The organism is Citrobacter sp. Cf125, from assembly GCF_030333935.1.
GTDB classification, from domain to species: Bacteria; Pseudomonadota; Gammaproteobacteria; order Enterobacterales; family Enterobacteriaceae; genus Citrobacter; species Citrobacter freundii.
Genome location: NZ_JAOWEY010000025.1, coordinates 649,989 through 672,150 on the forward strand (window position 1 = coordinate 649,989; position 22,162 = coordinate 672,150).

The 22,162-nt window shown below is 50.5% G+C and carries 23 protein-coding genes, 1 tRNA gene and 2 other RNA genes; 14 read left to right on the top strand and 12 right to left on the bottom strand.

What is annotated here, in order from left to right; genetic code table 11:
* Positions 1-49: 49 nt before the first annotated feature.
* Positions 50-658, bottom strand: a complete 609-nt coding sequence (gene ybjG / locus OGV89_RS19755) for an undecaprenyl-diphosphate phosphatase (RefSeq protein WP_058842573.1) — start codon at positions 656-658, stop codon at positions 50-52.
* A 298-nt stretch (positions 659-956) separates the two neighbouring features.
* On the opposite strand from ybjG, the gene OGV89_RS19760 reads away from it, so the two are divergent.
* Positions 957-2,189, top strand: coding sequence for an MFS transporter (locus OGV89_RS19760; protein ID WP_286559187.1), 1,233 nt, complete (start codon positions 957-959; stop codon positions 2,187-2,189).
* Between the two features lie 28 nt (positions 2,190-2,217).
* On the opposite strand, the gene OGV89_RS19765 is transcribed toward OGV89_RS19760, so the two are convergent.
* From OGV89_RS19765 to OGV89_RS19775, 3 genes are all read right to left on the bottom strand, one after another.
* Positions 2,218-2,499 carry a hypothetical protein gene (locus OGV89_RS19765; protein WP_003035330.1) on the bottom strand — a complete coding sequence of 94 codons (282 nt, stop codon included), beginning with the start codon at positions 2,497-2,499 and terminating at the stop codon, positions 2,218-2,220.
* A gap of 107 nt (positions 2,500-2,606) precedes the next feature.
* On the bottom strand, positions 2,607-3,422 hold the full coding sequence (locus OGV89_RS19770; RefSeq protein WP_203398491.1) for a Cof-type HAD-IIB family hydrolase: 816 nt from the start codon (positions 3,420-3,422) through the stop codon (positions 2,607-2,609).
* Positions 3,422-4,630, bottom strand: a complete 1,209-nt coding sequence (locus OGV89_RS19775) for an MFS transporter (RefSeq protein WP_048216661.1) — start codon at positions 4,628-4,630, stop codon at positions 3,422-3,424. The genes OGV89_RS19770 and OGV89_RS19775 overlap by 1 nt, the downstream gene beginning before the upstream one ends.
* Positions 4,631-4,715: 85 nt before the next feature.
* Between OGV89_RS19775 and OGV89_RS19780 the strand changes: the two genes are divergently transcribed.
* Positions 4,716-5,264: a TetR/AcrR family transcriptional regulator gene (locus tag OGV89_RS19780; RefSeq protein ID WP_286559190.1), complete on the top strand. Its 549-nt coding sequence runs from the start codon at positions 4,716-4,718 to the stop codon at positions 5,262-5,264.
* 5 nt (positions 5,265-5,269) lie between these two features.
* On the opposite strand, the gene OGV89_RS19785 is transcribed toward OGV89_RS19780, so the two are convergent.
* Positions 5,270-6,184 carry a LysR family transcriptional regulator gene (locus tag OGV89_RS19785; RefSeq protein ID WP_003836947.1) on the bottom strand — a complete coding sequence of 305 codons (915 nt, stop codon included), beginning with the start codon at positions 6,182-6,184 and terminating at the stop codon, positions 5,270-5,272.
* A 102-nt stretch (positions 6,185-6,286) separates the two neighbouring features.
* Here OGV89_RS19785 and OGV89_RS19790 point away from each other — a divergent pair, with 102 nt between their 5' ends.
* On the top strand, positions 6,287-7,201 hold the full coding sequence (locus OGV89_RS19790; RefSeq protein ID WP_054528223.1) for a DMT family transporter: 915 nt from the start codon (positions 6,287-6,289) through the stop codon (positions 7,199-7,201).
* Between the two features lie 12 nt (positions 7,202-7,213).
* Here OGV89_RS19790 and OGV89_RS19795 read toward each other — a convergent pair whose 3' ends face one another.
* The 3 genes from OGV89_RS19795 to OGV89_RS19805 form a co-directional block, all read right to left on the bottom strand.
* On the bottom strand, positions 7,214-8,011 hold the full coding sequence (locus OGV89_RS19795; RefSeq protein WP_204583822.1) for an SDR family NAD(P)-dependent oxidoreductase: 798 nt from the start codon (positions 8,009-8,011) through the stop codon (positions 7,214-7,216).
* Between the two features lie 165 nt (positions 8,012-8,176).
* Positions 8,177-9,388 (bottom strand): multidrug effflux MFS transporter, encoded by a 1,212-nt coding sequence (locus OGV89_RS19800; RefSeq protein ID WP_003845517.1) that lies wholly within the window; start codon positions 9,386-9,388, stop codon positions 8,177-8,179.
* A gap of 520 nt (positions 9,389-9,908) precedes the next feature.
* Positions 9,909-11,594: an aspartate:alanine antiporter gene (locus tag OGV89_RS19805; RefSeq protein ID WP_003035354.1), complete on the bottom strand. Its 1,686-nt coding sequence runs from the start codon at positions 11,592-11,594 to the stop codon at positions 9,909-9,911.
* A gap of 269 nt (positions 11,595-11,863) precedes the next feature.
* Between OGV89_RS19805 and OGV89_RS19810 the strand changes: the two genes are divergently transcribed.
* Positions 11,864-12,244: an inner membrane protein YbjM gene (locus OGV89_RS19810; RefSeq protein WP_003035356.1), complete on the top strand. Its 381-nt coding sequence runs from the start codon at positions 11,864-11,866 to the stop codon at positions 12,242-12,244.
* Between the two features lie 34 nt (positions 12,245-12,278).
* Here OGV89_RS19810 and OGV89_RS19815 read toward each other — a convergent pair whose 3' ends face one another.
* Positions 12,279-12,542, bottom strand: coding sequence for a GrxA family glutaredoxin (locus OGV89_RS19815; protein WP_003035358.1), 264 nt, complete (start codon positions 12,540-12,542; stop codon positions 12,279-12,281).
* A gap of 172 nt (positions 12,543-12,714) precedes the next feature.
* Between OGV89_RS19815 and OGV89_RS19820 the strand changes: the two genes are divergently transcribed.
* From OGV89_RS19820 to rlmC, 10 genes are all read left to right on the top strand, one after another.
* Positions 12,715-13,005: a YbjC family protein gene (locus OGV89_RS19820; RefSeq protein WP_003845523.1), complete on the top strand. Its 291-nt coding sequence runs from the start codon at positions 12,715-12,717 to the stop codon at positions 13,003-13,005.
* On the top strand, positions 12,989-13,711 hold the full coding sequence (gene nfsA / locus OGV89_RS19825; RefSeq protein ID WP_044701671.1) for a nitroreductase NfsA: 723 nt from the start codon (positions 12,989-12,991) through the stop codon (positions 13,709-13,711). Before OGV89_RS19820 ends, nfsA begins: the two co-directional genes overlap by 17 nt.
* Before the next feature lie 59 nt (positions 13,712-13,770).
* Positions 13,771-14,673 carry a 30S ribosomal protein S6--L-glutamate ligase gene (gene rimK, locus OGV89_RS19830; RefSeq protein ID WP_003836932.1) on the top strand — a complete coding sequence of 301 codons (903 nt, stop codon included), beginning with the start codon at positions 13,771-13,773 and terminating at the stop codon, positions 14,671-14,673.
* Positions 14,674-14,763: 90 nt separating this feature from the next.
* Complete coding sequence (locus OGV89_RS19835) at positions 14,764-15,240, top strand: type III secretion system chaperone family protein (RefSeq protein WP_003035368.1); 477 nt, start codon at positions 14,764-14,766, stop codon at positions 15,238-15,240.
* A gap of 433 nt (positions 15,241-15,673) precedes the next feature.
* The gene (potF, locus tag OGV89_RS19840) at positions 15,674-16,786 is read left to right on the top strand and encodes a spermidine/putrescine ABC transporter substrate-binding protein PotF (protein ID WP_257679336.1); all 1,113 of its coding nucleotides are present in this window, start codon (positions 15,674-15,676) and stop codon (positions 16,784-16,786) included.
* Positions 16,787-16,924: 138 nt separating this feature from the next.
* Positions 16,925-18,058, top strand: coding sequence for a putrescine ABC transporter ATP-binding subunit PotG (potG, locus tag OGV89_RS19845; protein ID WP_003845528.1), 1,134 nt, complete (start codon positions 16,925-16,927; stop codon positions 18,056-18,058).
* A gap of 9 nt (positions 18,059-18,067) precedes the next feature.
* Complete coding sequence (gene potH / locus OGV89_RS19850) at positions 18,068-19,021, top strand: putrescine ABC transporter permease PotH (protein WP_003831667.1); 954 nt, start codon at positions 18,068-18,070, stop codon at positions 19,019-19,021.
* Positions 19,018-19,863 (top strand): putrescine ABC transporter permease PotI, encoded by an 846-nt coding sequence (potI, locus tag OGV89_RS19855; protein WP_003035376.1) that lies wholly within the window; start codon positions 19,018-19,020, stop codon positions 19,861-19,863. The genes potH and potI overlap by 4 nt, the downstream gene beginning before the upstream one ends.
* 59 nt (positions 19,864-19,922) lie before the next feature.
* Entirely contained in the window at positions 19,923-20,411 is a 489-nt protein-coding gene (locus OGV89_RS19860) for a YbjO family protein (RefSeq protein WP_003035378.1), read from the top strand.
* Between the two features lie 41 nt (positions 20,412-20,452).
* Positions 20,453-21,580, top strand: coding sequence for a 23S rRNA (uracil(747)-C(5))-methyltransferase RlmC (gene rlmC, locus OGV89_RS19865; RefSeq protein WP_003845530.1), 1,128 nt, complete (start codon positions 20,453-20,455; stop codon positions 21,578-21,580).
* Between the two features lie 141 nt (positions 21,581-21,721).
* On the opposite strand, the gene OGV89_RS19870 is transcribed toward rlmC, so the two are convergent.
* From OGV89_RS19870 to OGV89_RS19880, 3 genes are all read right to left on the bottom strand, one after another.
* Positions 21,722-21,858, bottom strand: a non-coding RNA gene (locus tag OGV89_RS19870) — RtT sRNA.
* 44 nt (positions 21,859-21,902) lie between these two features.
* A non-coding RNA gene (locus OGV89_RS19875) (RtT sRNA) lies at positions 21,903-22,039 on the bottom strand.
* Between the two features lie 46 nt (positions 22,040-22,085).
* Positions 22,086-22,162 (bottom strand) — tRNA-Ser (locus tag OGV89_RS19880).

The window sequence follows — 22,162 nt, forward strand, 5'->3', positions numbered from 1 at the left end:
TAGAATAAGTGCTTAGTTTCGCGCTTAATACTACTCTTTTTACCGTGGGTTAGTCACGTACCCAACCTTTACGGATGGGGAGGGCGAAGCAGGCGCGATAGCAAGTTTGCAAGCCGAGGTACAGGGTCTCGCCAAAGCGCTGCCAGATCATCTGGGCGCTCAGACAGCCGATCAACCCAGCCAGTAATCCGCCCAGCATATCCAGCGGCCAGTGTACGCCAAGGTAAACCCGCGACCAGGCAATCGCCACGGCAACGACCATCAGCAGAGCGCCCGTCCACAGGCGATGCCAGAACAGGAAGGCCAGTGCAAAGGTAAAGATAACCGTACCGTGGTCACTCGGGAAAGAATCATCTGCCGCATGATGCAGGAAGTTGTAACCAATGTGGTTTACAAACGGGCGATCGTGAGGGAACAGATGTCCCATCAGCCAGGAAATCGTCAGACCAACTATCAACGCAATGGCCATTTTGATGACCAACTGGCGCTGGAGCGTAACCTGACCACGCGGTCCCCAAAGCCAGAGCACAACGGCTAACAGCGGCACAATGCTGATCAGATCTTTGGCAATGAAAATGGCGAGCGAAATTGCCCATTGCGCAGAGTCGGGTGTTGCATTGATCAGGTAAAAAAGTGAGTTGTTCAGATTTTCCAACATAACGTCCAGACTCAGTGTAATCGTTAAAAAGGCCCATGGGAGCGAGAGCATAAAATTGCTTTTACGGGATAAAAAGCGGTCTTGTCTTATTTGTCTGCTAAATGACTATTTTTAAGACAATTAATGAGACTTATTGAGCATGATAGCGGTCTCAACTTAAATTAACCTTAAAGCAAAATCTTCTTGAGCAAATGAATGTAAAAATGTGCGCATTTTGCTTTCAAATCACATAATTCACTATCACCAGTACGGCGCATTTATTACACTTTGCGCGATTTTTCTATAGCTAAGAGACTGCATGCAGAACCGTTTATCTTCAGGCGCCCGTTTGGGGCGTCAGGCATTACTTTTCCCTCTCTGTCTGGTGCTTTACGAATTCTCTACTTATATCGGCAACGATATGATCCAGCCTGGAATGTTGGCGGTGGTGGAGCAATACAATGCCGGATTAGATTGGGTACCCACATCCATGACTGCCTATCTGGCTGGCGGCATGTTTTTACAGTGGTTGTTAGGACCGCTATCGGATCGTGTTGGGCGTCGTCCGGTAATGTTAACCGGCGTGCTCTGGTTCATCGTGACCTGCCTTGCGACCCTGCTTGCACAGAATATTGAGCAATTTACTTTCCTGCGTTTTTTGCAGGGGATAAGCCTGTGCTTTATTGGTGCGGTGGGTTACGCCGCCATTCAGGAATCCTTTGAAGAAGCGGTCTGCATAAAAATTACCGCGCTGATGGCAAACGTGGCGCTGATTGCGCCGCTGCTGGGACCGTTGGTCGGCGCAGCCTGGGTGCACGTTCTGCCGTGGGAGGGCATGTTTATTCTGTTTGCTGCCCTTGCGGGTATCTCCTTTTTTGGTCTGCAACGCGCGATGCCGGAAACGGCAACCCGGCTGGGCGAAAAGCTGTCCATTAAAGAGCTGGGCAAGGATTATAAGTTGGTGCTAAGGAACGTGCGTTTCGTTGCAGGCGCACTGGCGTTGGGTTTTGTCAGCCTGCCGTTACTGGCGTGGATTGCGCAATCTCCGATTATTATCATCAGCGGAGAACATCTCAGTAGTTACGAATATGGCCTGTTGCAGGTGCCGATTTTTGGTGCGCTGATTGCCGGTAACCTGGTGCTGGCGCGTCTGACTTCGCGAAAAACCGTGCGTTCGCTGATTATCATGGGCGGCTGGCCAATTGCCGTTGGCCTGATTATTGCCGCTGCGGCAACGGTGGTGTCATCTCATGCATATCTATGGATGACGGCGGGTTTGAGTATCTATGCGTTTGGCATTGGCGTGGCGAATGCGGGGCTGGTGCGCCTGACGCTGTTTGCCAGTGAAATGAGTAAAGGTACGGTTTCTGCCGCAATGGGTATGTTGCAGATGCTGATTTTTACCGTTGGTATCGAGCTGAGTAAACACGCTTATCTGCTGGGAGGCAACGGCTTGTTCAGCTTGTTCAATCTGGCCAGCGGGGTGCTGTGGCTGATTCTTATGGTGATCTTCCTGAAAGATAAACGGGTAGGGGATTCCCGGGAAGGCTAAAGCCCGGTAGCCCGGGCCTGGCAGAAACTTAGTGGTGATCGTCAATCTGATGTTCGATGATCATGCCTTCACCGACGCTGGCAACATGTCGCGCATAAGGATGTGCGCGATAAACAGGAGCCGGGGCAGGAGCCGGGGCAACATACACCGTTTGTGGCGCGGTAGTCACGTTGACCGCCTGAGGCACGCTGACGGAAGAGGGCACGATCACCACTTTATAACCGCTTGGTACATCAACGGTAACGCTTTGTGCAAATACTGACCCTGCAAAACCCAGCAACAATGTCGCCATCAGTACACTTTTCTTCATAATCCGCTCACCTGAAATATTCACTGGAAGTAATAATCCAGTGGGTTAATTTGAGGCGGATTATGAATAGATCATGCCATCATTTTGTTGCCGTCTGTGCTGAGGCGTTAATGCGTAAACGGTGCTTCATTCTTTAACACGCGCTCGATAATATCCAGGACGCCCTCTTCGTTGTTCGATCCCGCGCGATATTTCGCCGCCTTGATAACCGGCTCATGGGCGTTGGCCATTGCAAAACTAAATCCCGCCTGGCGCAGCATTTCAATATCATTTCCACCATCGCCAAACACAACAACCTCATCGTCGTTAATATTCCAGCGTTGTTGCAGCAGCCGCAGTCCATTTGCCTTATGCACGCCAGGAATAATTAAATCGATGCTGCCGTAGCCGGTATGCACCGGCACCATAATGTCGCCAATCGCCTCGTGGAGATCGGCCTGCACCTGTGGGATTCTGTCGTCGGAAATATTCAGCCCGAACTTGAAGAAAACGTCGTTAAGATTGTCAAAATTATCTACAAATTCGAGACGATGATAATACATGGCGGAAACAGCTTTATGTTCATCGCTGTACTGCTTCAGCGTGTAGGCGCTGCTTTTACCACAGGCAATGATATCAATGTCTGTACGGGTCAGCAGATGTTCAACGATGGCCTGGAAATCATCCTTTGCCAGTTCGCCGTTAAAAACATCTTCACCTTCACTGACTACCCAACCGCCGTTTTCGGCAACAAATGAGATCTCACTGGCCAGTTCGGGGAAAAAGGAAATCAACTGATAATATTGATTGCCGCTGGCGACCACAAAGCGGATCCCTTGTTCTTTCATCTGGCGGTATTGCGCCATAAAGCGCTCACGGTTATAGGTTTTTTGGTCACTTAAAAATGTGCCATCCATGTCGACCGCAATTAATTTGATGCTCATTAGCTGTTCTCCATCACCGTGGTATTTTTGAGATCCGGTTTCGCCACCGCTTTCGCGACGATGGCGGCGACAAGCACCAGCGCCAGCACCACCAGCATAGCGCTGCGCAGGCCGTAGTGTTCACCCAGGTAGCCCAGCAGCGGCGGTCCAACCAGGAACGCCAGATAGCCGGTTGTTGCGACAACGCTGACGCGGGTTGGTGCATCGGGGCCGGTGTCGCTGGCGGCTGAAATGGTCAGCGGGAAGCCGAGTGATGCACCGAGTCCCCACAAAATAACGGAAACACCCGCCACCCAAGAGCTGTCGACAAAAATAATCAGGCTAATCCCGAGAGCGCCCATCAGCGCACTGGCGCGCACCACCGTGACGCGGCTGTAGCGGTCGATGAACCAGCCGCCAGTAAAGCGGCCAACGGTCATGCCCAGCGTAAATCCGGCATAAATCAGAGAGCCTGATGTTGGGCTAAACCCATGACCGTCCACCATCAGCAGCGGAAGCCAGTCGTTGGCGGAACCTTCAGCAAATGCCATTGCGAGCACCACGACGCCAATCAGCAATAACTGGATATCGCGATAAAAAGGCAGTCCTTTTTCACCGGAGGGAGAACCATCAGCGGCATTTTTACCCGTGCCGTCAGGAATTGCTTTGATGGCGATAAAGATAGGAGTGATAGCTACCAGCGCCGCCAGCAGAATATGCGCGTTTGCCGGGACGCTGAAGGCGGTAAGCATCATCCCGACTCCTGCGCCCGCCAGCGTACCCAGGCTGTAAAAACCATGCATCATCGGCAGCACGGTTTTATTCATTTCGCGTTCAACCGCCGCACCTTCGACGTTGATGGCCACTTCTGCTGCGCCAAAACTGGCGCCAAACACGGCCAGACCAAATGCGAAAAGCCAGGCGGAATGCAGCCAGAGCGCCATGCTGAGGATAGCCATCCCAATGACCGCACATGACATGGTAGTGCGGATCACTTTGCGCGTGCCAAATCGTTTCACCAGCCAGGCCGAACAAAGAATGCCACTCATCGAACCAATAGAGAGTCCAAACAGCACCGCGCCCATTTCGGCGGTAGAGATTGAGAGGATATCTCTGATGGCAGGGGTACGCGTTGCCCAGGAGGCCATTAATAATCCTGGTAAAAAGAAGAACGTGAACAGCGCCCAGGTGCGACGTCTTAAGGCTTTGCGTGATGAGATGCCAGTCATGAATTCGAGCCAAAGAAAAGAGGAAAGAAGACAACATTAGCAAGGTTGTGTACATTTGTACACAAATGCAAGAAGAGGAAATGCAGTGCGACGTGCAAACGATCCGCAGCGGCGGGAAAAAATAGTTCAGGCCACCCTTAAGGCGATAGTAATCCATGGTATTCATGGGGTTACACACCGTAAAATCGCTATGATTGCCGAGGTGCCACTGGGCTCAATGACCTATTATTTTGCAGGAATAGATGATCTGCTGTTGGAGGCATTCAGCTGTTTTACGCATACTATGTCTCAGCAGTACCAGGATTTTTTTGCCGACGTTGCTGATGCGCAGGCGGCCTGCCATGCGATTACCGATATGATTTACGGCTCCCAGGTCACAACGCCTGATAATATGGAGCTTATGTATCAGCTGTATGCTTTCGCCAGCCGTAAACCAGCGTTGAAAACGGTGATGCAGAACTGGATGCTACGCAGCCAACAAACGTTAGAGCAGTGGTTTGATCCGGTTACGGCGCGGGCGCTGGATGCGTTTATTGAAGGAATGACGCTGCATTTTGTCACGGATAAAAAACCGCTGCAGCGAGAAGATATTCTGATGATGGTGGAGCGTATTGCCGAATGGCCGCAGAGATAAAATCCTCAAAATGGTTTGTCGAGGCGGGTAACGGCCTGACGTAAAAAATCAATGACTTTTACCGCCTCTGGCGTCAACGGTCGGGCGGCTATTTTTACCGTCCCGACATCCATATAAGTAATAAAATCATCAATCGTTCTGTGCATGACGCGCAGACCATCCAGTGACCACGGGCGATACACCAGGTCGGATAAAATGGTTATCCCTCTACCTTTTGCAACCAGACTTCTTATTGCTTCAAAAGAGTTGCTGCGAAAACTGATATTGGGCGTATAGCCACGCTGCTGCCAGTAATCGATGATTACGTCAGGGTACTTATCGGTTTCCAGTAGTAAAAATGGTAGTTTCTCGACGTCTATTAAACGGATCGATGCCTGGCTCTGTAGCGGATGCCCAATAGACGTCCACAGGCGGCGCTGTGAACGAATAAATGTTTCGATCTCCAGGTCGTTATCATGGTTGATATTTGAGGTCAGAAGCAGGCAAAAATCGACCTTTTGTTCCCGTAGCGCCTGTACCAGTTCCGGTGCAGTAGCTTCATAAAACACGATCTCCAGCAAAGGGAAACGTCGTTCAATATCGTTGAGTATATCCGGGATAAGATAGGCAGAGAGCGTTTCAGCAATGCCTATGCGCACCGTGCCGGTGAGAATTTCGCTCCTGTCATGCAGGGCGTCAATAGCCGAGTGGCTACTGTTGATGATGTTGCAGGCATGTGCCAGAAAGCGCTCGCCCTCAGCGGTGAGCTTCACACCTTTGGGATAACGTACAAATAGCTGCACGTCTAATGCTTCTTCCAGGTTCCGCATGGCAATGGTCATTGATGACTGAGAAATATGACAGCGTGCAGCAGCTTTGGAAATTTGTAATGTTTCTGCAAGCGCGATGTAAAACTCAAGTTGCCTTAGCGTAAATTTCATAGTTTTAATCTATGCAGATGGATAAAAACGTTATATTAGCATTCATTCTCACGCCGCCGTAGCCTTGTGGTCATACCGTACAACTGACAATAAGGCGCAAATATGCCCTATCTTTTACTCAGTCTGGCTGCCTGTTTTTGGGGTGGAAATTATGTGATTGGTCATCTCTTGGTCGCTGAAGTTAATCCCATCGTTTTATCAGCGGCACGCTGGGTATTTACCGCGTTATTATTGATGACGCTCTATTTTCGTCAGGTCACAGAGCAATGGCCGGTGATGAAAAAATCCTTTGGTACTATCGTCTTCCTTGCGCTTTGTGGTCAGGTTCTTTTCCCCTTAACGTTGTATATCGGCTTGCAATATACAACCTCGCTTAATGCCGCGATTTATATGTCCACCACACCGGCGCTCGTACTGTTAATCAATAAGTTCTTTTTTAAAGAGCGGATTTCTGCGCGAAATATAGCTGGTGTGATCCTGAGTACTGTTGGTGTTATATGGCTGGTGTCGCAGGGTGATGTGATAAATGCGCGGGTATTTGCACATCTGAATCAGGGCGATTTCTGGACCATGGGGTCAGCGTTAAGTTGGGCCGTCTATTGTGCCTTTTTACGCATTAAACCGCGTGAGGTAAAGGGAAACGCCTTTGTCGCAGTGAGCGCGCTGTTAGGTGCGATTGTACTTATTCCGGTACTGGCTCTGGAGTTGATACGCAATGGTATGCCGGGATGGAATAGCTATGCCAATACAGGCGTTGTAACTGGGCTGGCATACCTTGTTATTTTTCCTTCCTGGCTGTCATATCTATTATGGAACAAAGGGATTAGCGCCATTGGCGCAACGCGTGGAGAGATCTATTCACACTTGATCCCATTGAGTGGCGGATTATTTAGCGTGATGTTTTTGCACGTCACTCTGCATTCATATCATCTGGTGAGCGCGTTGGTTATTATGTGCGGTATAGCATTGTGTTCCCGTCCGAGTGCAAAAAAAGGCTCGCAGCAGCACATGGCGTGAAAAGCGGGTAAATTAGCTTACGGTGGCACCCCCGGTAATATTTACCACTGTGGCGGTCATAGCGCTGGCATGGTCTGAAGCGAGAAAGGTTGTAACCTCAGCGATTTGTGCAAGCGTAGGCAGGCGCGCGAGCATGGTACTTTGCGCCGCCCCCTCTAACCATTGATCGACGGTTAAACCCATTGACTGTGCTTTAGCGGTGAAAATTTCTCCGGTATAGGAGCCAGCCGCTACAGCATCCACAATCGCATGCGACCGCACGCCGACGACACGAATGTTTATTGGTCCCGTCTCGCTGGCGAGCGCCTTAATAAAAGCCTCTGTTCCTGCACAGCCGACGATATGGCCGAGATGCCCGGGCATCGCCATCGGGGCTGCGGGCGCAACGATGGTGAGAATAACGCCCGCTCGATTGCCGCCCATGTGCGGCGTTACGGCTTTTGCGATATTGAACTGCGCCGCAAGAAAAGGGGTGATACCGCTCATAAACTCAGAGAGGGATAATGCATCGATGCGCTTGCCCTGTTCGTGCATAAATCCCGTTGCGTTAACCACCACATCTATTCCACCGGTTTGCTGTACAAGGCGGGTAACTTCCTTCGATGCGTTGTGCTCGTCGAGTACATCGGTGATAAAGGTTTCGACTGTACCTCCCGCCGTTCGGATGCCACTGGCGGTCCAATCCAGCTTTTCCTGACGGCGGGCGCCCAGATACACATGGGCTCCTTCGCGCGCCATAGTATGCGCAACCGCACTACCAATAGCGCCGCTGCCACCGAAGATCATTGCGACTTTGCCTGAGAGTAACATAGCAACCCCATCACCATTTAGCACCGAGTAAAGTATGTGCCATAACGGGCATGCTGCAAATTTGAGAAAGCGTTTCCGGGGAACCTCACTCAGCGATGAAAAATCAGGTTATGTCGGGGACATTGCTGCTATGGATCTTATAGCAGCAATGTCTATCAGCTCATTTTAACGCCGATCAGTTACTGTAAGTGTTTGATATTTCTTTAACATGTATATCATTATCAAAATTATCAAAAGCAAGTACATCATCCAGATGCTGGTATTTAGCTCAATTAAAAAACTACCGACACCTCCGATGACTGACGGAATAACCAGCGAGGCGGCTCCCATCAACGCAGAGGTCGCTCCCAGGTTGGTGCGCTGGCTGGACATGGTCAGGTAGGTATAGAGTGATTCGAACATCCCTCCAGCAAACATCAGGATAATAAAGAAGAATATAAAAATATTGACGTGATAACTAAGTATTATTAATGGAATACACAGTACAATAAATGAGGCGATGATTTTCAGCCACGAATTCAAAATTTGCGGCGCAGACCTTTTCTTAAGAAGTTTACCTGATAATGCAGCCCCCAGCAGTAGGAAGCCTCCAATAATTGATGAAAGCACACCAAATTGCGTTGATGAGTATCCAAACGTAACCATAAAAATAAATGGGGAGGCTGTGACATAGCAATAAATCAGCGAGAATGACAGACCAAGAGACAGACAAGGTAGATAAAATCGAGGTTGTTTGCTGATCTCTTTATACGTATTAAATGATGATTTCAATGAATAGGCAACCCTTCTCTCATGGCTGAGTGTTTCAGGGAAGTTAAAATAAACGTATGTTAACGTTATAATAGCATAGCCACATATCATTAAAAAAATTGCGCGCCATCCCCATAAGTCATTAATTACCCCTCCCAGCAGCGGCGAAGCAATGGGAACGACACCTTCGATAGTGATGATGATGGCATACAGCGTCGCGGCCACTGAACCACGAGTTACATCTCGAACTGCGCTGATTGCTGTAACCAGCGTTATTGATATAGAAAGACCTTGTATGACACGGATCGCCAGAAACATAACCAGACCGGTTGAGAGCGTGAGACAATATGTTGTCACGCCATAAATAACCGCACCTGTAAGCATAATTTTTCGCCGGCCAATAGCATCAGATAATGGACCAAAAATTAGCTGTCCAAAACCAATGCATAGGGTATAAACCATAATCGACAACTGCGTGGTTGAGACATTTTTTTCAAATTCTTTTGCGATGTCGGGAATTGAAGGTAAATAAGTGTCCACTCCCAGAATTCCCATTATCGTCAACATGGCCAGGCCGACAGTAAAGTAAATTATGTTCTTTCTATGAATAACAGTTTGCAGCTTCATTACTTATCACCATGAGTAAATTAAAAGCATGAAAAAGTTCACTATTTAAATAGAGATGTTGTGGATAATTATCGTGTAGGCAATAAAACAGAGTTGAAATGAACTGTCAAACTTTTGACTCAAAAAATTGAGATATGAGTCACAGGTATATAGCCATAATTTTCGATGGTAGGGTTCCAGTTAAATTTAATTGTGTTTGATTGCCAGGCAGCACGAGGAACCATAAGTACACTGACTTCGAATACGGGCATACTGCTGGTGTTGGTGTTGGTGTTGGTGTTGGTGTTGGTGTTGGTGTTGGTGTTGGTGTTGGTGTACGTGTTGGTGTACGTGATTGATTTTTTCAGTAGTAAATTTCAGGCAACAAAAAACCCATCAACCTTGAACCAAAACGGCGGGGTTGATGGGCTCCACAAATTGGGGACATCAAAGAAAAGCAGTGGCAATAGTTATGACTGACACCTTGAAGAAAAGTTCTGCTTACCTGCAAAAAATTTTCGTTTAAGGGTAAATTTCAGCGCTAACCAAGGCCAGGCCAGACAATGACGATGAGTGTCCCCGCTAATGTCAGCAGAACGTTGGCTATCGCGTAGGTCCCGGCATAGCCTAACGCAGGGATGTTGCTGCGTGCGGTGTCGCTGATGATTTCCATTGCCGGAGCACAGGTACGTGCGCCCATCATGGCGCCAAACAGCAGGGCGCGGTTCATGCGCAATACGTAAGCACCAAACAAGAAACAGATAACAACCGGAACCAGGCTGACTACCAGACCGGCAATCAACATTTGACCACCGACGGCCCCCAGCCCATTACCAATGCCACTGCCTGCGCTTAAACCGACGCCAGCCATGAATACCATCAGGCCAAATTCTTTCACCATGTTCAGCGCACCCTGTGGGATGTAGCCAAACGTTGGATGGTTGGCTCGCAGGAAGCCCAGCATGATACCGGCGAACAGCAGTCCAGCCGCATTCCCGATGCCGAAGCTGAAATTACTGAACTGGAAGGTGATCATCCCGATCATCAGACCGATGATAAAGAAGGCGCAGAAGGCCAGCAGATCGGTCACCTGACTGTGAATCGAAATGAAGCCGATACGATCGGCAATGGTTTTCACGCGGCGAGCATCACCGCTGACCTGCAATACGTCACCTTTGTTGAGCACGACGTTGTCATCAATAGGCATTTCAATCTGGCTGCGGATCACGCGGTTCAGGAAACAACCGTGGTCGGTCAGTTTCAACTGAGCCAGGCGACGACCAACGGCATTGTGGTTTTTCACTACAATCTCTTCAGTGACGATGCGCATATCGAGCAGATCGCGATCGAACACCTCTTTACCGTTACGGAAGCTGGGATCGAGGCGGGCATGGGCGTCTGGATAACCCACCAGGGCTATCTCATCGCCCATTTGCAGCACCGCGTCACCATCCGGGTTGGCAAGAATGCCGTTGCGACGGATACGTTCAATGTAACAACCGGTCTGACGATAAATACCCAGTTCGCGCAGATTTTTACCATCGGCCCATGCCACCAGCTCCGGGCCAACGCGATAGGCGCGAATCACCGGGAGGTAAACTTTACGATTGGCATCAGTATCCAGGCCCCGTTCACGCGCGATTTGTTGGGCGCTGGTTTGCAGATCCTGATGCTGAAGTTTCGGCAAATAGCGCGCACCAACAATCAGACTGACCAGACCAATCAAATAGGTGAGGGCGTAACCCAAGCTCAGGTTATCGAGAGCGCTTGAAAGTTGTGTTCCTGACATTCCTGAATGGCGCAAGGTGTCACCTGCGCCGACCAGCACCGGCGTTGAGGTCATCGAGCCAGCCAGCATACCCGCCGTCAGGCCGATGTCCCAGCCAAATAGCTTACCCAGCCCCAGGGCGATCAGCATTGCGCTACCGACCATCACCAGAGCAAGCATTAGATAATTTTTCCCATCGCGAAAAAAAATCGAAAAAAAGTTGGGGCCGGCTTCGACGCCGACGCAAAAAATAAACAGCATAAAGCCGAGATTTAATGCATCGGTGTTAATACTAAAGTGCTGCTGACCTAATAATAGGGAGACCACTAAAACGCCAATGGAATTACCGAGTTGGACTGAACCCAGACGCAATTTGCCCAGACACAGGCCCAGAGCCAGGACCACAAATAATAACAGGATGTAATTCCCATTTAACAAATCTGCGACGTTTATATTCACGGAGACTAACTTCTTGTTTACTAGTAAGCTATTGAAAGAAATGGCAATTTACGCTAATGTTTTTGCCAGAAATTAAGGGGCGATAGCATCGTACACAGCCCCGAATAATGCAGCATAACAATATATGCGGCTAGTTTAATCTCATTACGTATCAACGGCTATAAGAATCGTGTGGGTGTGTTTTTGGCATGGAATGCCGAGTTACTTTATCTGACTGGACGCCTGCGGGCGAAAAGAGTGTTCGATAGAGAATGTGTCAGGAGGAACGATTGAAACATAAGCAAAGTTGGGCGAGTGCGGTCTGCTGCTTTGTGCTCTTTATTGTGGTGTGTCTTTCATTAACGCTGAACGTGAAAGGGGCATTCAGAGCAGCAGGGCATCCTGAGGTCGGATTGTTGTTTTTTATCTTACCTGGTGCTGCAGCAAGCTTTTTTTCCCATCGTCGGGAAGTACTCAAACCCCTTCTTGGTGCAATGTTGGCGGCGCCGTGCTGCCTGTTACTGATGCGTTTCGTTTTTATGCCGACGCGTTCATTGTGGCAAGAGCTGGCGTGGTTGTTTAGTGCGGTGTTTTGGTGCGCGCTTGGCGCATTATGTTTTTTATTTATCAGTAGCTTATTCAATCAGCATCAACGGCGGAAAAAGAACTGATGACGCCCTCAAGCTGAGGGCGTAGAAACAGCTATCAGGCGAACAGATTCATATTCTCTTTTGCCCATGCTTCAAAATCTGTGCAGCCGCCGATGTGTTTTTGATCGACGAAAATCTGCGGAACGGTTTCAACTGGCTTACCTACTGTTTTTTCCAGATCTGCTTTGGTAATTCCTTCAGCATGGATATCAATGTAGCGGAAGTTAAAATCGTCATGCTCACTGCTTAATTTTTCTGCTAATTCTTTTGCGCGCACGCAATACGGGCACCCTGGGCGACCAAAAATAACGGCAAACATCTCTTTCTCCTCGAACTTATCAGGCCGGATGGCAATACTTGTTATGATGCCGCGATTTGTGACGGATGGAAAGCAGGTTCAGCCTGTTGCTTTGATATCCTCAAGCTATATCTGTTAAACACGGCAAGCCGGAACGTTTTATAATGAAAGCCATTTCGCCGGGAGGCCGCGTATGCGCACAATTGGTGTATTACCCAAAAGCGTATTGATGCTGGAAATAATTGGGATGGTTTTGTTATCGCTGGCGCTGCTATCGCTTAACGATTACCTCACCTTGCCCGCACCGCTTAACAGCCCGTTAGCCTGCGTGGTGATGATATTTCTGGGCGTACTGCTGATGCTCCCTGCTGCGGTGGCGTTGATGTGGCGTATTGCTCAACTGCTGGCACCGCAACTGATGTCACGCGCACCCGGTGATTCAACTGATTTAGACAGAGACAAAAGAGATGACACCAACCATTGATTTACTCCGCAGCCACCGTTCCATTCGCCATTTTACCGATGATGATATTTCGGATGCACAGCGTGAGGCGATTATTGCCGCCGCTCAGGGAACGTCAAGCTCCAGTTTTCTACAGTGCACGACGATCGTTCGTATAACGGATAAATCTCTGCGTGAATCGCTGGCTACCTTATCTGGCGGCCAAAAGCATGTGGCCCAGGCCGCTGAGTTCTGGGTGTTTTGCGCTGATTTTAATCGTCATTTGCAGATTTGCCCTGATGCGCAACTTGGGCTGGCGGAACAGCTGCTGCTGGGCGTGGTTGATACTGCAATGATGGCGCAAAATGCGTTGACGGCGGCAGAGTCGCTGGGACTTGGCGGCGTATTCATTGGCGGTCTGCGTAACAATATTGAGCCGGTCACCGAACTGCTGAAGCTGCCGCAGCACGTTCTGCCGCTGTTTGGTTTGTGCCTTGGCTGGCCTGCGGATAACCCGGATATCAAGCCGCGCCTGCCTGCGTCGCTTGTTGTGCACGAAAACCAGTATCAGCCGCTCGATACAGACGTTTTGTCGCAGTATGACGAACAGCTTGCGCAGTACTATCTGACCCGCGGCAGCAATACGCGTCGTGACACCTGGAGCGATCACATTCGCCGTACCATCATTAAAGAAAGTCGCCCCTTTATCCTGGAATATTTGCATAAACAGGGATGGGCCACGCGCTAAAGATTTTAACCCAGTGTATGATACGCCAGCTTTTACCAGGTCATTCAGAGAGGTGCAGGGTGAAAATTGCCATTTTGTCCCGGGACGGAACGCTCTATTCTTGTAAACGCCTGCGTGAAGCGGCGATGCAGCGCGGTCACCTGGTTGAAGTTATCGATCCCCTTTCTTGCTATATGAACATCAGTCCGGCGGCATCTTCTATTCATTACAAGGGCCGCCAGCTTCCCCATTTCGACGCGGTGATCCCGCGGATTGGTTCCGCGATTACCTTTTATGGGACGGCGGCGCTGCGCCAGTTTGAGATGCTGGGTAGCTATCCGTTGAATGAATCGGTAGCGATTACACGGGCGCGCGATAAGCTGCGTTCGCTACAGCTGCTGGCGCGTCAGGGAATTGATTTACCCATCACCGGGATAGCCCACTCTCCCGACGATACCAGCGACATGATTGACATGGTTGGCGGTGCGCCGTTGGTGGTGAAGCTGGTTGAAGGCACCCAGGGTATTGGCGTGGTGTTGGCGGAAACGCGGCAGGCTGCAGAAAGCGTGGTAGATGCCTTTCGTGGGCTGAATGCCCATATCCTGGTTCAGGAATATATCAAAGAAGCGAAGGGGCGCGATATCCGCTGTTTCGTGGTGGGCGACGAAGTAGTGGCCGCCATTGAACGACGGGCTAAAGAGGGCGATTTTCGTTCTAATCTCCATCGCGGTGGTGTGGCGACTATTGCGAGTATCACGCCGCGCGAAAGAGAAATTGCGCTCAAAGCCGCCCGGACTATGGGCCTGGACGTTGCAGGCGTTGATATTCTGCGCGCTGATCGAGGGCCACTGGTCATGGAGGTCAACGCGTCTCCGGGGCTGGAAGGAGTGGAGAAAACCACCGGGATAGACATAGCTGGCAAGATGATCCAGTGGATCGAACGTCACGCTACGCCTGAATTTTGCCTTAAAATCGGCGGCTAAGCGCAATATCGATTGCGATCGTGGTATGACACGCTCTTTTTGCGTAAGCTGTGCCGGTATTTTTTTCATCAATAGAGGTCGCACATTATTATGACATCACTGGTCGTTCCCACTCTGGATACGTTGCGTCAATGGCTCGACGACCTGGGCATGAGTTTTTTTGAATGCGATACCTGTCAGGCGCTGCATTTACCGCACATGCAGAATTTTGACGGCATCTTTGATGCAAAAGTTGATTTGGTCGATAACGTCATTCTGTTTTCCGCGATGGCAGAAGTCAGACCTTCTGCACTGCTGCCGCTGGCCGCCGATCTGTCCGCGATCAATGCCAGCTCACTGACGGTGAAAGCTTTTCTGGATATGCAGGATGATAATCTGCCAAAACTGGTGGTTTGCCAGTCTTTATCCGTTATGCCGGGTGTGACGTTTGAGCAGTTTGAATGTTTTGTTCGCCAGAGCGAAGAGCAGATATCGATGGTGATCCTTGAAGCCGGTGCGCATCAGCTGTTATTTAATGCTGAAGAAGATGCGCAGAATAGCACCGCTGAAATTCATTTCCTCCATTAATTCTTCCTGAATCTGGACATATATTGCGCAGCCGCTGCCAGAGCGGTTGCGTATTGCCCGTTTTTATTCTGTATTTAACCTTTCATTAAAGAATTATTCACCTCTATTCAGCGCCTTCCGCTTTACGTCATAGACAATTCCTGCATAAAAAATTGATAAAAGACGTTTTTTAATCTGGGCTATATCCACAATTCCTGGCTAAAGTTATTCTTGCGAAGCTTACCAACGTCATCATTTAAACAGCCCCTTGTGACCTGTTCTACGGCCACAATGTATGTTGAATGCCTGGACGGATGACAGCGAGCAATAGCGGCGTGAGGAGAGGTCTCTCTTTACATCGGTGCCGCATGAAAGAATATGCACGTTTCTTGCATATCATTAGAGTGTGACATTTTTGTTCGTTTGTTAACGAACTTTCAGAAGGAAAGAGATTATGACCGCCTTAAATAAAAAATGGTTATCAGGCCTGGTTGCGGGTGCTCTGATGGCCGTCTCTGCCGGCACGCTCGCTGCTGAACAAAAAACGCTGCATATATATAACTGGTCTGATTATATTGCCCCGGACACGGTGGCTAATTTTGAAAAAGAGACCGGAATTAAAGTCATCTATGACGTATTTGATTCCAATGAAGTGCTGGAAGGTAAGCTCATGGCTGGCAGTACCGGCTTTGACCTTGTCGTTCCATCCGCCAGCTTCCTTGAGCGTCAACTGACCGCGGGCGTATTCCAACCGCTGGATAAGAGCAAATTGCCGGGCTGGAAAAACCTTGATCCTGAACTGCTGAAGCTGGTGGGCAAACACGATCCGGACAACAAGTTTGCGATGCCGTATATGTGGGCTACGACCGGTATTGGTTACAACGTGGATAAAGTTAAAGCTGTGCTGGGGCCGGATGCGCCGGTTGACAGCTGGGATTTGATCCTCAAGCCAAAAAATCTGGAAAAACTCAAAAGCTGCGGCGTCTCTTTCCTTGATGCCCCCGAAGAGGTGTTCGCCACGGTGCTGAACTATTTGGGTAAAGATCCAAACAGTACCAAAGCGGATGATTACACCGGACCGGCAACGGATCTGTTGTTGAAACTGCGACCGAATATTCGCTATTTCCACTCTTCGCAGTACATCAACGACCTGGCAAACGGTGATACCTGCGTTGCAATCGGCTGGGCTGGGGACGTATGGCAGGCAGCAAACCGTGCGAAAGAAGCGAAAAATGGCGTCAATATTTCCTTCTCAATTCCTAAAGAAGGTGCAATGGCGTTCTTTGACGTATTCGCGATGCCTGCCGATGCGAAAAACAAAGACGAAGCCTATCAGTTCCTCAACTACCTGCTGCGCCCTGATGTGATTGCGCATATCTCCGACCACGTTTTTTATGCCAATGCCAACAAAGAAGCGACGGCTCTGGTCAGCCCTGAAGTTCGTGACAATCCGGGTATTTACCCGCCTGCGGATGTGCGAGCTAAGTTGTTCACACTGAAAGTACAGGATCCGAAGATCGATCGTGTACGTACCCGCGCATGGACGAAGGTAAAAAGCGGGAAATAAACCGATGTTTGGGACATGACCCGGCAGGATTTGTGCCTGCCGGGCAGCGTTGAGCCCGGACACATATAACCCGGCAATACGCACCGTTATGGTGCGTTATTTGCACCGTTTCTTTGTTTTATGCCGGAGAGCACCTGAGTGAATGATGCAACCCCACGCCCACAAGCGAAAATCCGCAAGGCGCTGACCCCGCTGCTTGAAATTCGCAATCTGACCAAGTCATTTGACGGTCAGCACGCCGTTGATGACGTCAATCTTACTATCTACAAAGGTGAAATATTTGCTCTGCTCGGCGCGTCCGGCTGTGGCAAATCGACACTGCTGCGGATGCTGGCGGGATTTGAACTGCCGACTACCGGGCAAATCATGCTTGATGGCGTCGATTTAGCGCATGTCCCGCCTTATCTGCGTCCAATTAATATGATGTTTCAGTCCTACGCCTTGTTTCCGCATATGACTGTCGAGCAGAACATTGCCTTTGGTCTCAAGCAGGACAAACTGCCGAAGGCTGAAATCGCCAGTCGGGTGAATGAGATGCTGGGACTCGTGCATATGCAGGAGTTCGCTAAACGCAAACCACATCAGCTTTCTGGCGGCCAGCGTCAGCGCGTGGCATTGGCGCGCAGCCTGGCAAAACGTCCAAAACTGCTGCTGCTGGATGAACCAATGGGGGCGCTGGATAAAAAACTCCGAGACCGCATGCAACTGGAGGTAGTGGATATCCTGGAACGCGTCGGTGTGACCTGCGTGATGGTGACGCACGATCAGGAAGAAGCCATGACGATGGCGGGTCGTATTGCGATCATGAATCGTGGAAAATTTGTCCAGATCGGCGAACCGGAAGAGATCTACGAGCATCCTACTACGCGCTACAGCGCCGAGTTTATCGGTTCGGTAAACGTTTTTGAGGGACTGCTGAAAGAACGCCAGGAAGATGGTCTGATTATTGAGTCTCCAGGACTGGTGCATCCGCTGAAAGTGGACGCCGATGCTTCTGTTGTCGATAACGTCCCGGTGTATGTTGCGCTGCGCCCGGAAAAAATCATGCTCTGTGAGGCTCCTCCCCCAGACGGTTATAACTTCGCGGTGGGCGAAGTGGTGCACATTGCCTATCTGGGTGATTTGTCGGTGTATCACGTACGTTTGAAAAGCGGTCAGATGTTGAGCGCCCAGCTACAAAATGAGCATCGTTATCGTAAAGGGTTACCAACCTGGGGTGACGAAGTCCGTTTATGTTGGGATGCGGACAGCTGTGTGGTGTTGACGGTTTAAGGAGCGAAGATGAGTACACTTGAACCTCCGGCGCGTGTGGATAAAGCAGGGCGATTCACGCTGTTTATGTCGCGACTGCAAATGAAGCACGGACGCAAGCTGGTGATCGCGCTGCCGTATGTGTGGCTGCTGCTTCTGTTTCTGCTGCCGTTTCTGATCGTCTTCAAAATCAGTTTGGCTGAAATGGCGCGCGCTATTCCACCGTATACCGACCTCGTTTCATGGGCTGACGATCAGTTATCCATCACGCTCAACTTAGCCAACTTCCTGCAACTGACGGACGATCCGCTCTATTTCGATGCCTACCTGCAATCGTTACAGGTGGCGGGAATTTCGACAATCTGTTGTCTGCTGCTGGGATACCCGCTGGCATGGGCAGTCGCGCACAGTAAACCCTCAACGCGTAATATTCTGCTGTTGCTGGTGATCCTACCGTCCTGGACCTCGTTTTTAATTCGCGTGTATGCCTGGATGGGGATCCTGAAAAACAACGGCGTCCTGAACAACTTTCTGATGTGGCTGGGTGTCATCGACCAACCGTTGACTATTTTGCACACCAATCTGGCGGTCTATATCGGCATTGTTTACGCCTATTTGCCCTTTATGGTGCTGCCGATTTATACCGCGCTGACCCGTATTGATTACTCGCTGGTGGAAGCGGCGCTGGATTTAGGTGCCCGACCGCTGAAGACTTTCTTTAGCGTGATTGTGCCGTTGACCAAGGGCGGGATTATTGCCGGGTCAATGCTGGTGTTTATTCCGGCTGTTGGCGAGTTTGTGATCCCTGAGCTGCTGGGCGGCCCGGACAGCATCATGATTGGCCGTGTGCTTTGGCAGGAGTTTTTCAATAACCGCGACTGGCCGGTGGCTTCTGCTGTCGCCATTATTATGCTGCTGTTACTGATTGTGCCGATCATGTGGTTCCACAAATATCAGCAAAAAAGCGTGGGGGAACACGGATGAATAACTTACCGGTCGTTCGCTCACCGTGGCGTATTTTTATCCTGGTAGTTGGCTTTACCTTCCTGTACGCGCCGATGCTGATGTTGGTTATCTATTCGTTTAACAGCTCGAAGCTGGTGACGGTTTGGGCGGGGTGGTCAACGCGTTGGTATGGCGAGCTTTTTCACGATACCGCGATGATAAGCGCCGTAGGCATGAGCCTAACGATTGCCGCAGGCGCTGCGACGATGGCGGCAATCCTTGGTACCATCGCCGCCGTGGTAATGGTGCGCTTTGGTCGTTTTCGTGGTTCGAATGGTTTCGCCTTTATGATCACCGCGCCGCTGGTTATGCCAGATGTCATTACCGGTTTGTCGCTGCTGCTGCTGTTTGTAGCGTTGGCTCACGCCATCGGCTGGCCGGCTGATCGCGGAATGCTGACCATCTGGCTGGCGCACGTCACCTTCTGTACAGCGTACGTAGCGGTGGTGATTTCTTCACGTTTGCGCGAACTGGATCATTCCATTGAGGAAGCTGCGATGGATCTTGGCGCCACGCCGCTGAAGGTCTTTTTCGTCATCACGCTGCCGATGATTATGCCGGCGGTGATTTCCGGTTGGCTATTAGCCTTCACGCTGTCACTCGATGATCTGGTTATTGCCAGCTTTGTCTCTGGTCCTGGCGCCACAACGTTACCGATGCTGGTGTTCTCCAGCGTACGTATGGGGGTGAACCCGGAGATCAACGCGCTGGCAACGCTGATTCTTGGTGTGGTAGGAATTATCGGATTTATCGCGTGGTATCTGATGGCGCGAACAGAAAAACAACGGATCCGCGATATCCAACGTGCAAGACGCGGCTGAAAAAACTAAAATCTGCCAACCTGTCTATACGGCGCAGCTGTGGTGGTTGCGCCGTTTTCATGGAAGACGACGCGTTGGGATTTTTTAAGAAATCATCCACATCACATGCTCGCTTAAACGTCCCTGCTTTGGTGCAGGTGGCGGCGCTGGCTATTATTATGATCCGCTGTCTCGATCTGTTGATGATTTTTAATACGCTTGGGTTTCGTGGAACCAGTGAGTTTATTCATCGCAGTGTGCAGACCTGGAATTTGACGCTGGTGTTTCTGGGCAGTCTGGTGCTGCTATTTATCGAAATTTACTGTGCATTTTCGCTGGTAAAAGGACGGAACTGGGCACGCTGGATCTATCTGTTGACCCAGATTATCGCCAGCGTCTATCTGTGGGCTGCTTCGCTGGGCTACGGATATCCCGAACTGTTCAGTATTGCGGGGGAGTCCAGACGCGAAATCCTGCATACGCTGGTGATGCAAAAACTACCGGATATGCTGGTATTGCTGCTACTGTTTGTTCCTGCGTCCAGCAGGCGGTTCTTCCGTTTGCAATAACGTGTATAATCTTGGCCCCCGGTTAATTTGTAGGTCTTTGTATGCAGTGCGCACTTTATGACGCCGAACGCTGTCGCTCCTGTCAGTGGATAACACAGCCTGTCGCCGATCAACTCTTCGCTAAAACAGCCGATCTGCAGAATCTGCTGGCCGATTATCCGGTCGGAGAATGGTGCGCGCCGGTCAGTGGTCCGGAAAGCGCGTTTCGCAATAAAGCCAAAATGGTGGTCAGCGGCAGCGTGGAAAAACCGTTGCTGGGGATGTTGCATCGTGACGGTACGCCGGAAGATTTGTGCGACTGTCCGCTCTACCCTGAGTCTTTTGCGTCCGTATTTTCCGCGCTTAAGCCGTTTATCGCCCGAGCAGGGTTAACGCCCTATAACGTTGCGCGTAAACGCGGGGAACTGAAATATTTGTTGTTAACGGAAAGCCGGTTCGATGGTGGCATGATGCTGCGTTTTGTCCTGCGTTCTGAAGCAAAACTGGCACAGCTGCGCGCGGCGCTGCCCTGGCTGCAGGCACAACTCCCACAGTTAAAAGTGATCACTGCCAATATTCAGCCGGTGCATATGGCGATTATGGAAGGGGAGACAGAAATCTTCCTGACGGAACAACAGGCGCTGGCGGAACGCTTTAACGATGTACCGTTGTGGATCCGCCCACAGAGCTTCTTCCAGACTAACCCGGTGGTGGCGGGGCAGTTGTATGCCACGGCGCGCGACTGGGTGCGTCAGCTTCCGGTTAATCACATGTGGGATCTGTTTTGCGGCGTTGGGGGTTTTGGCCTGCACTGCGCTACGCCGCAAATGAAACTGACGGGGATTGAAATCGCGCCAGAGGCGATTACCTGCGCGAAGCAGTCGGCGCAGGAACTTGGGTTGCAGAATCTGCATTTTCAGGCGTTGGATTCAACTCAGTTTGCTACCGCTCAGGGCGAAGTTCCGGATCTGGTGCTGGTGAATCCACCGCGTCGCGGGATTGGGAAACCGCTGTGCGATTTTCTTTCCCGCATGGCACCGCGTTTTATTGTTTATTCCAGCTGTAATGCGCAAACCATGGCGAAGGATATTCGTGAGTTGCCTGGGTATCGAATTGAACGCGTTCAGCTTTTCGATATGTTCCCGCACACCTCGCATTATGAAGTGTTAACGCTACTCAGCCGACAATAATTGCTATGCCTGATGGCGCTTCGCTTATCAGGCCTACAGGTTGTTCGTCATTCGTAGGCCGGATAAGGTGCTTGCACCGCATCCGGCAAATCAATATGCGAAAAAAAAGCCCGTACTTGCGTACGAGCTCTTCTTAAAATATGGCGGTGAGGCGGGGATTGACTCGCTTCGCTCGCCCTGCGGGCAGCCTGTTCGCTGCGCTCTCAGTCTGTCCAACTGGCTGCGCCAGTAGTCGAACCCCGGTCCGGGCTTCTCATCCCCGCCAGGCTATGCAATATGCGAAAAAAAAGCCCGTACTTGCGTACGAGCTCTTCTTTAAATATGGCGGTGAGGCGGGGATTGACTCGCTTCGCTCGCCCTGCGGGCAGTCTGTTCGCTGCGCTCTCAGTCTGTCCAACTGGCTGCGCCAGTAGTCGAACCCCGGTCCGGGCTTCTCATCCCCGCCAGGCTGTGCAACATGCGAAAAAAAAAAGCCCGTACTTGCGTACGAGCTCTTCTTAAAATATGGCGGTGAGGCGGGGATTCGAACCCCGGATACGTTGCCGTATACACACTTTCCAGGCGTGCTCCTTCAGCCACTCG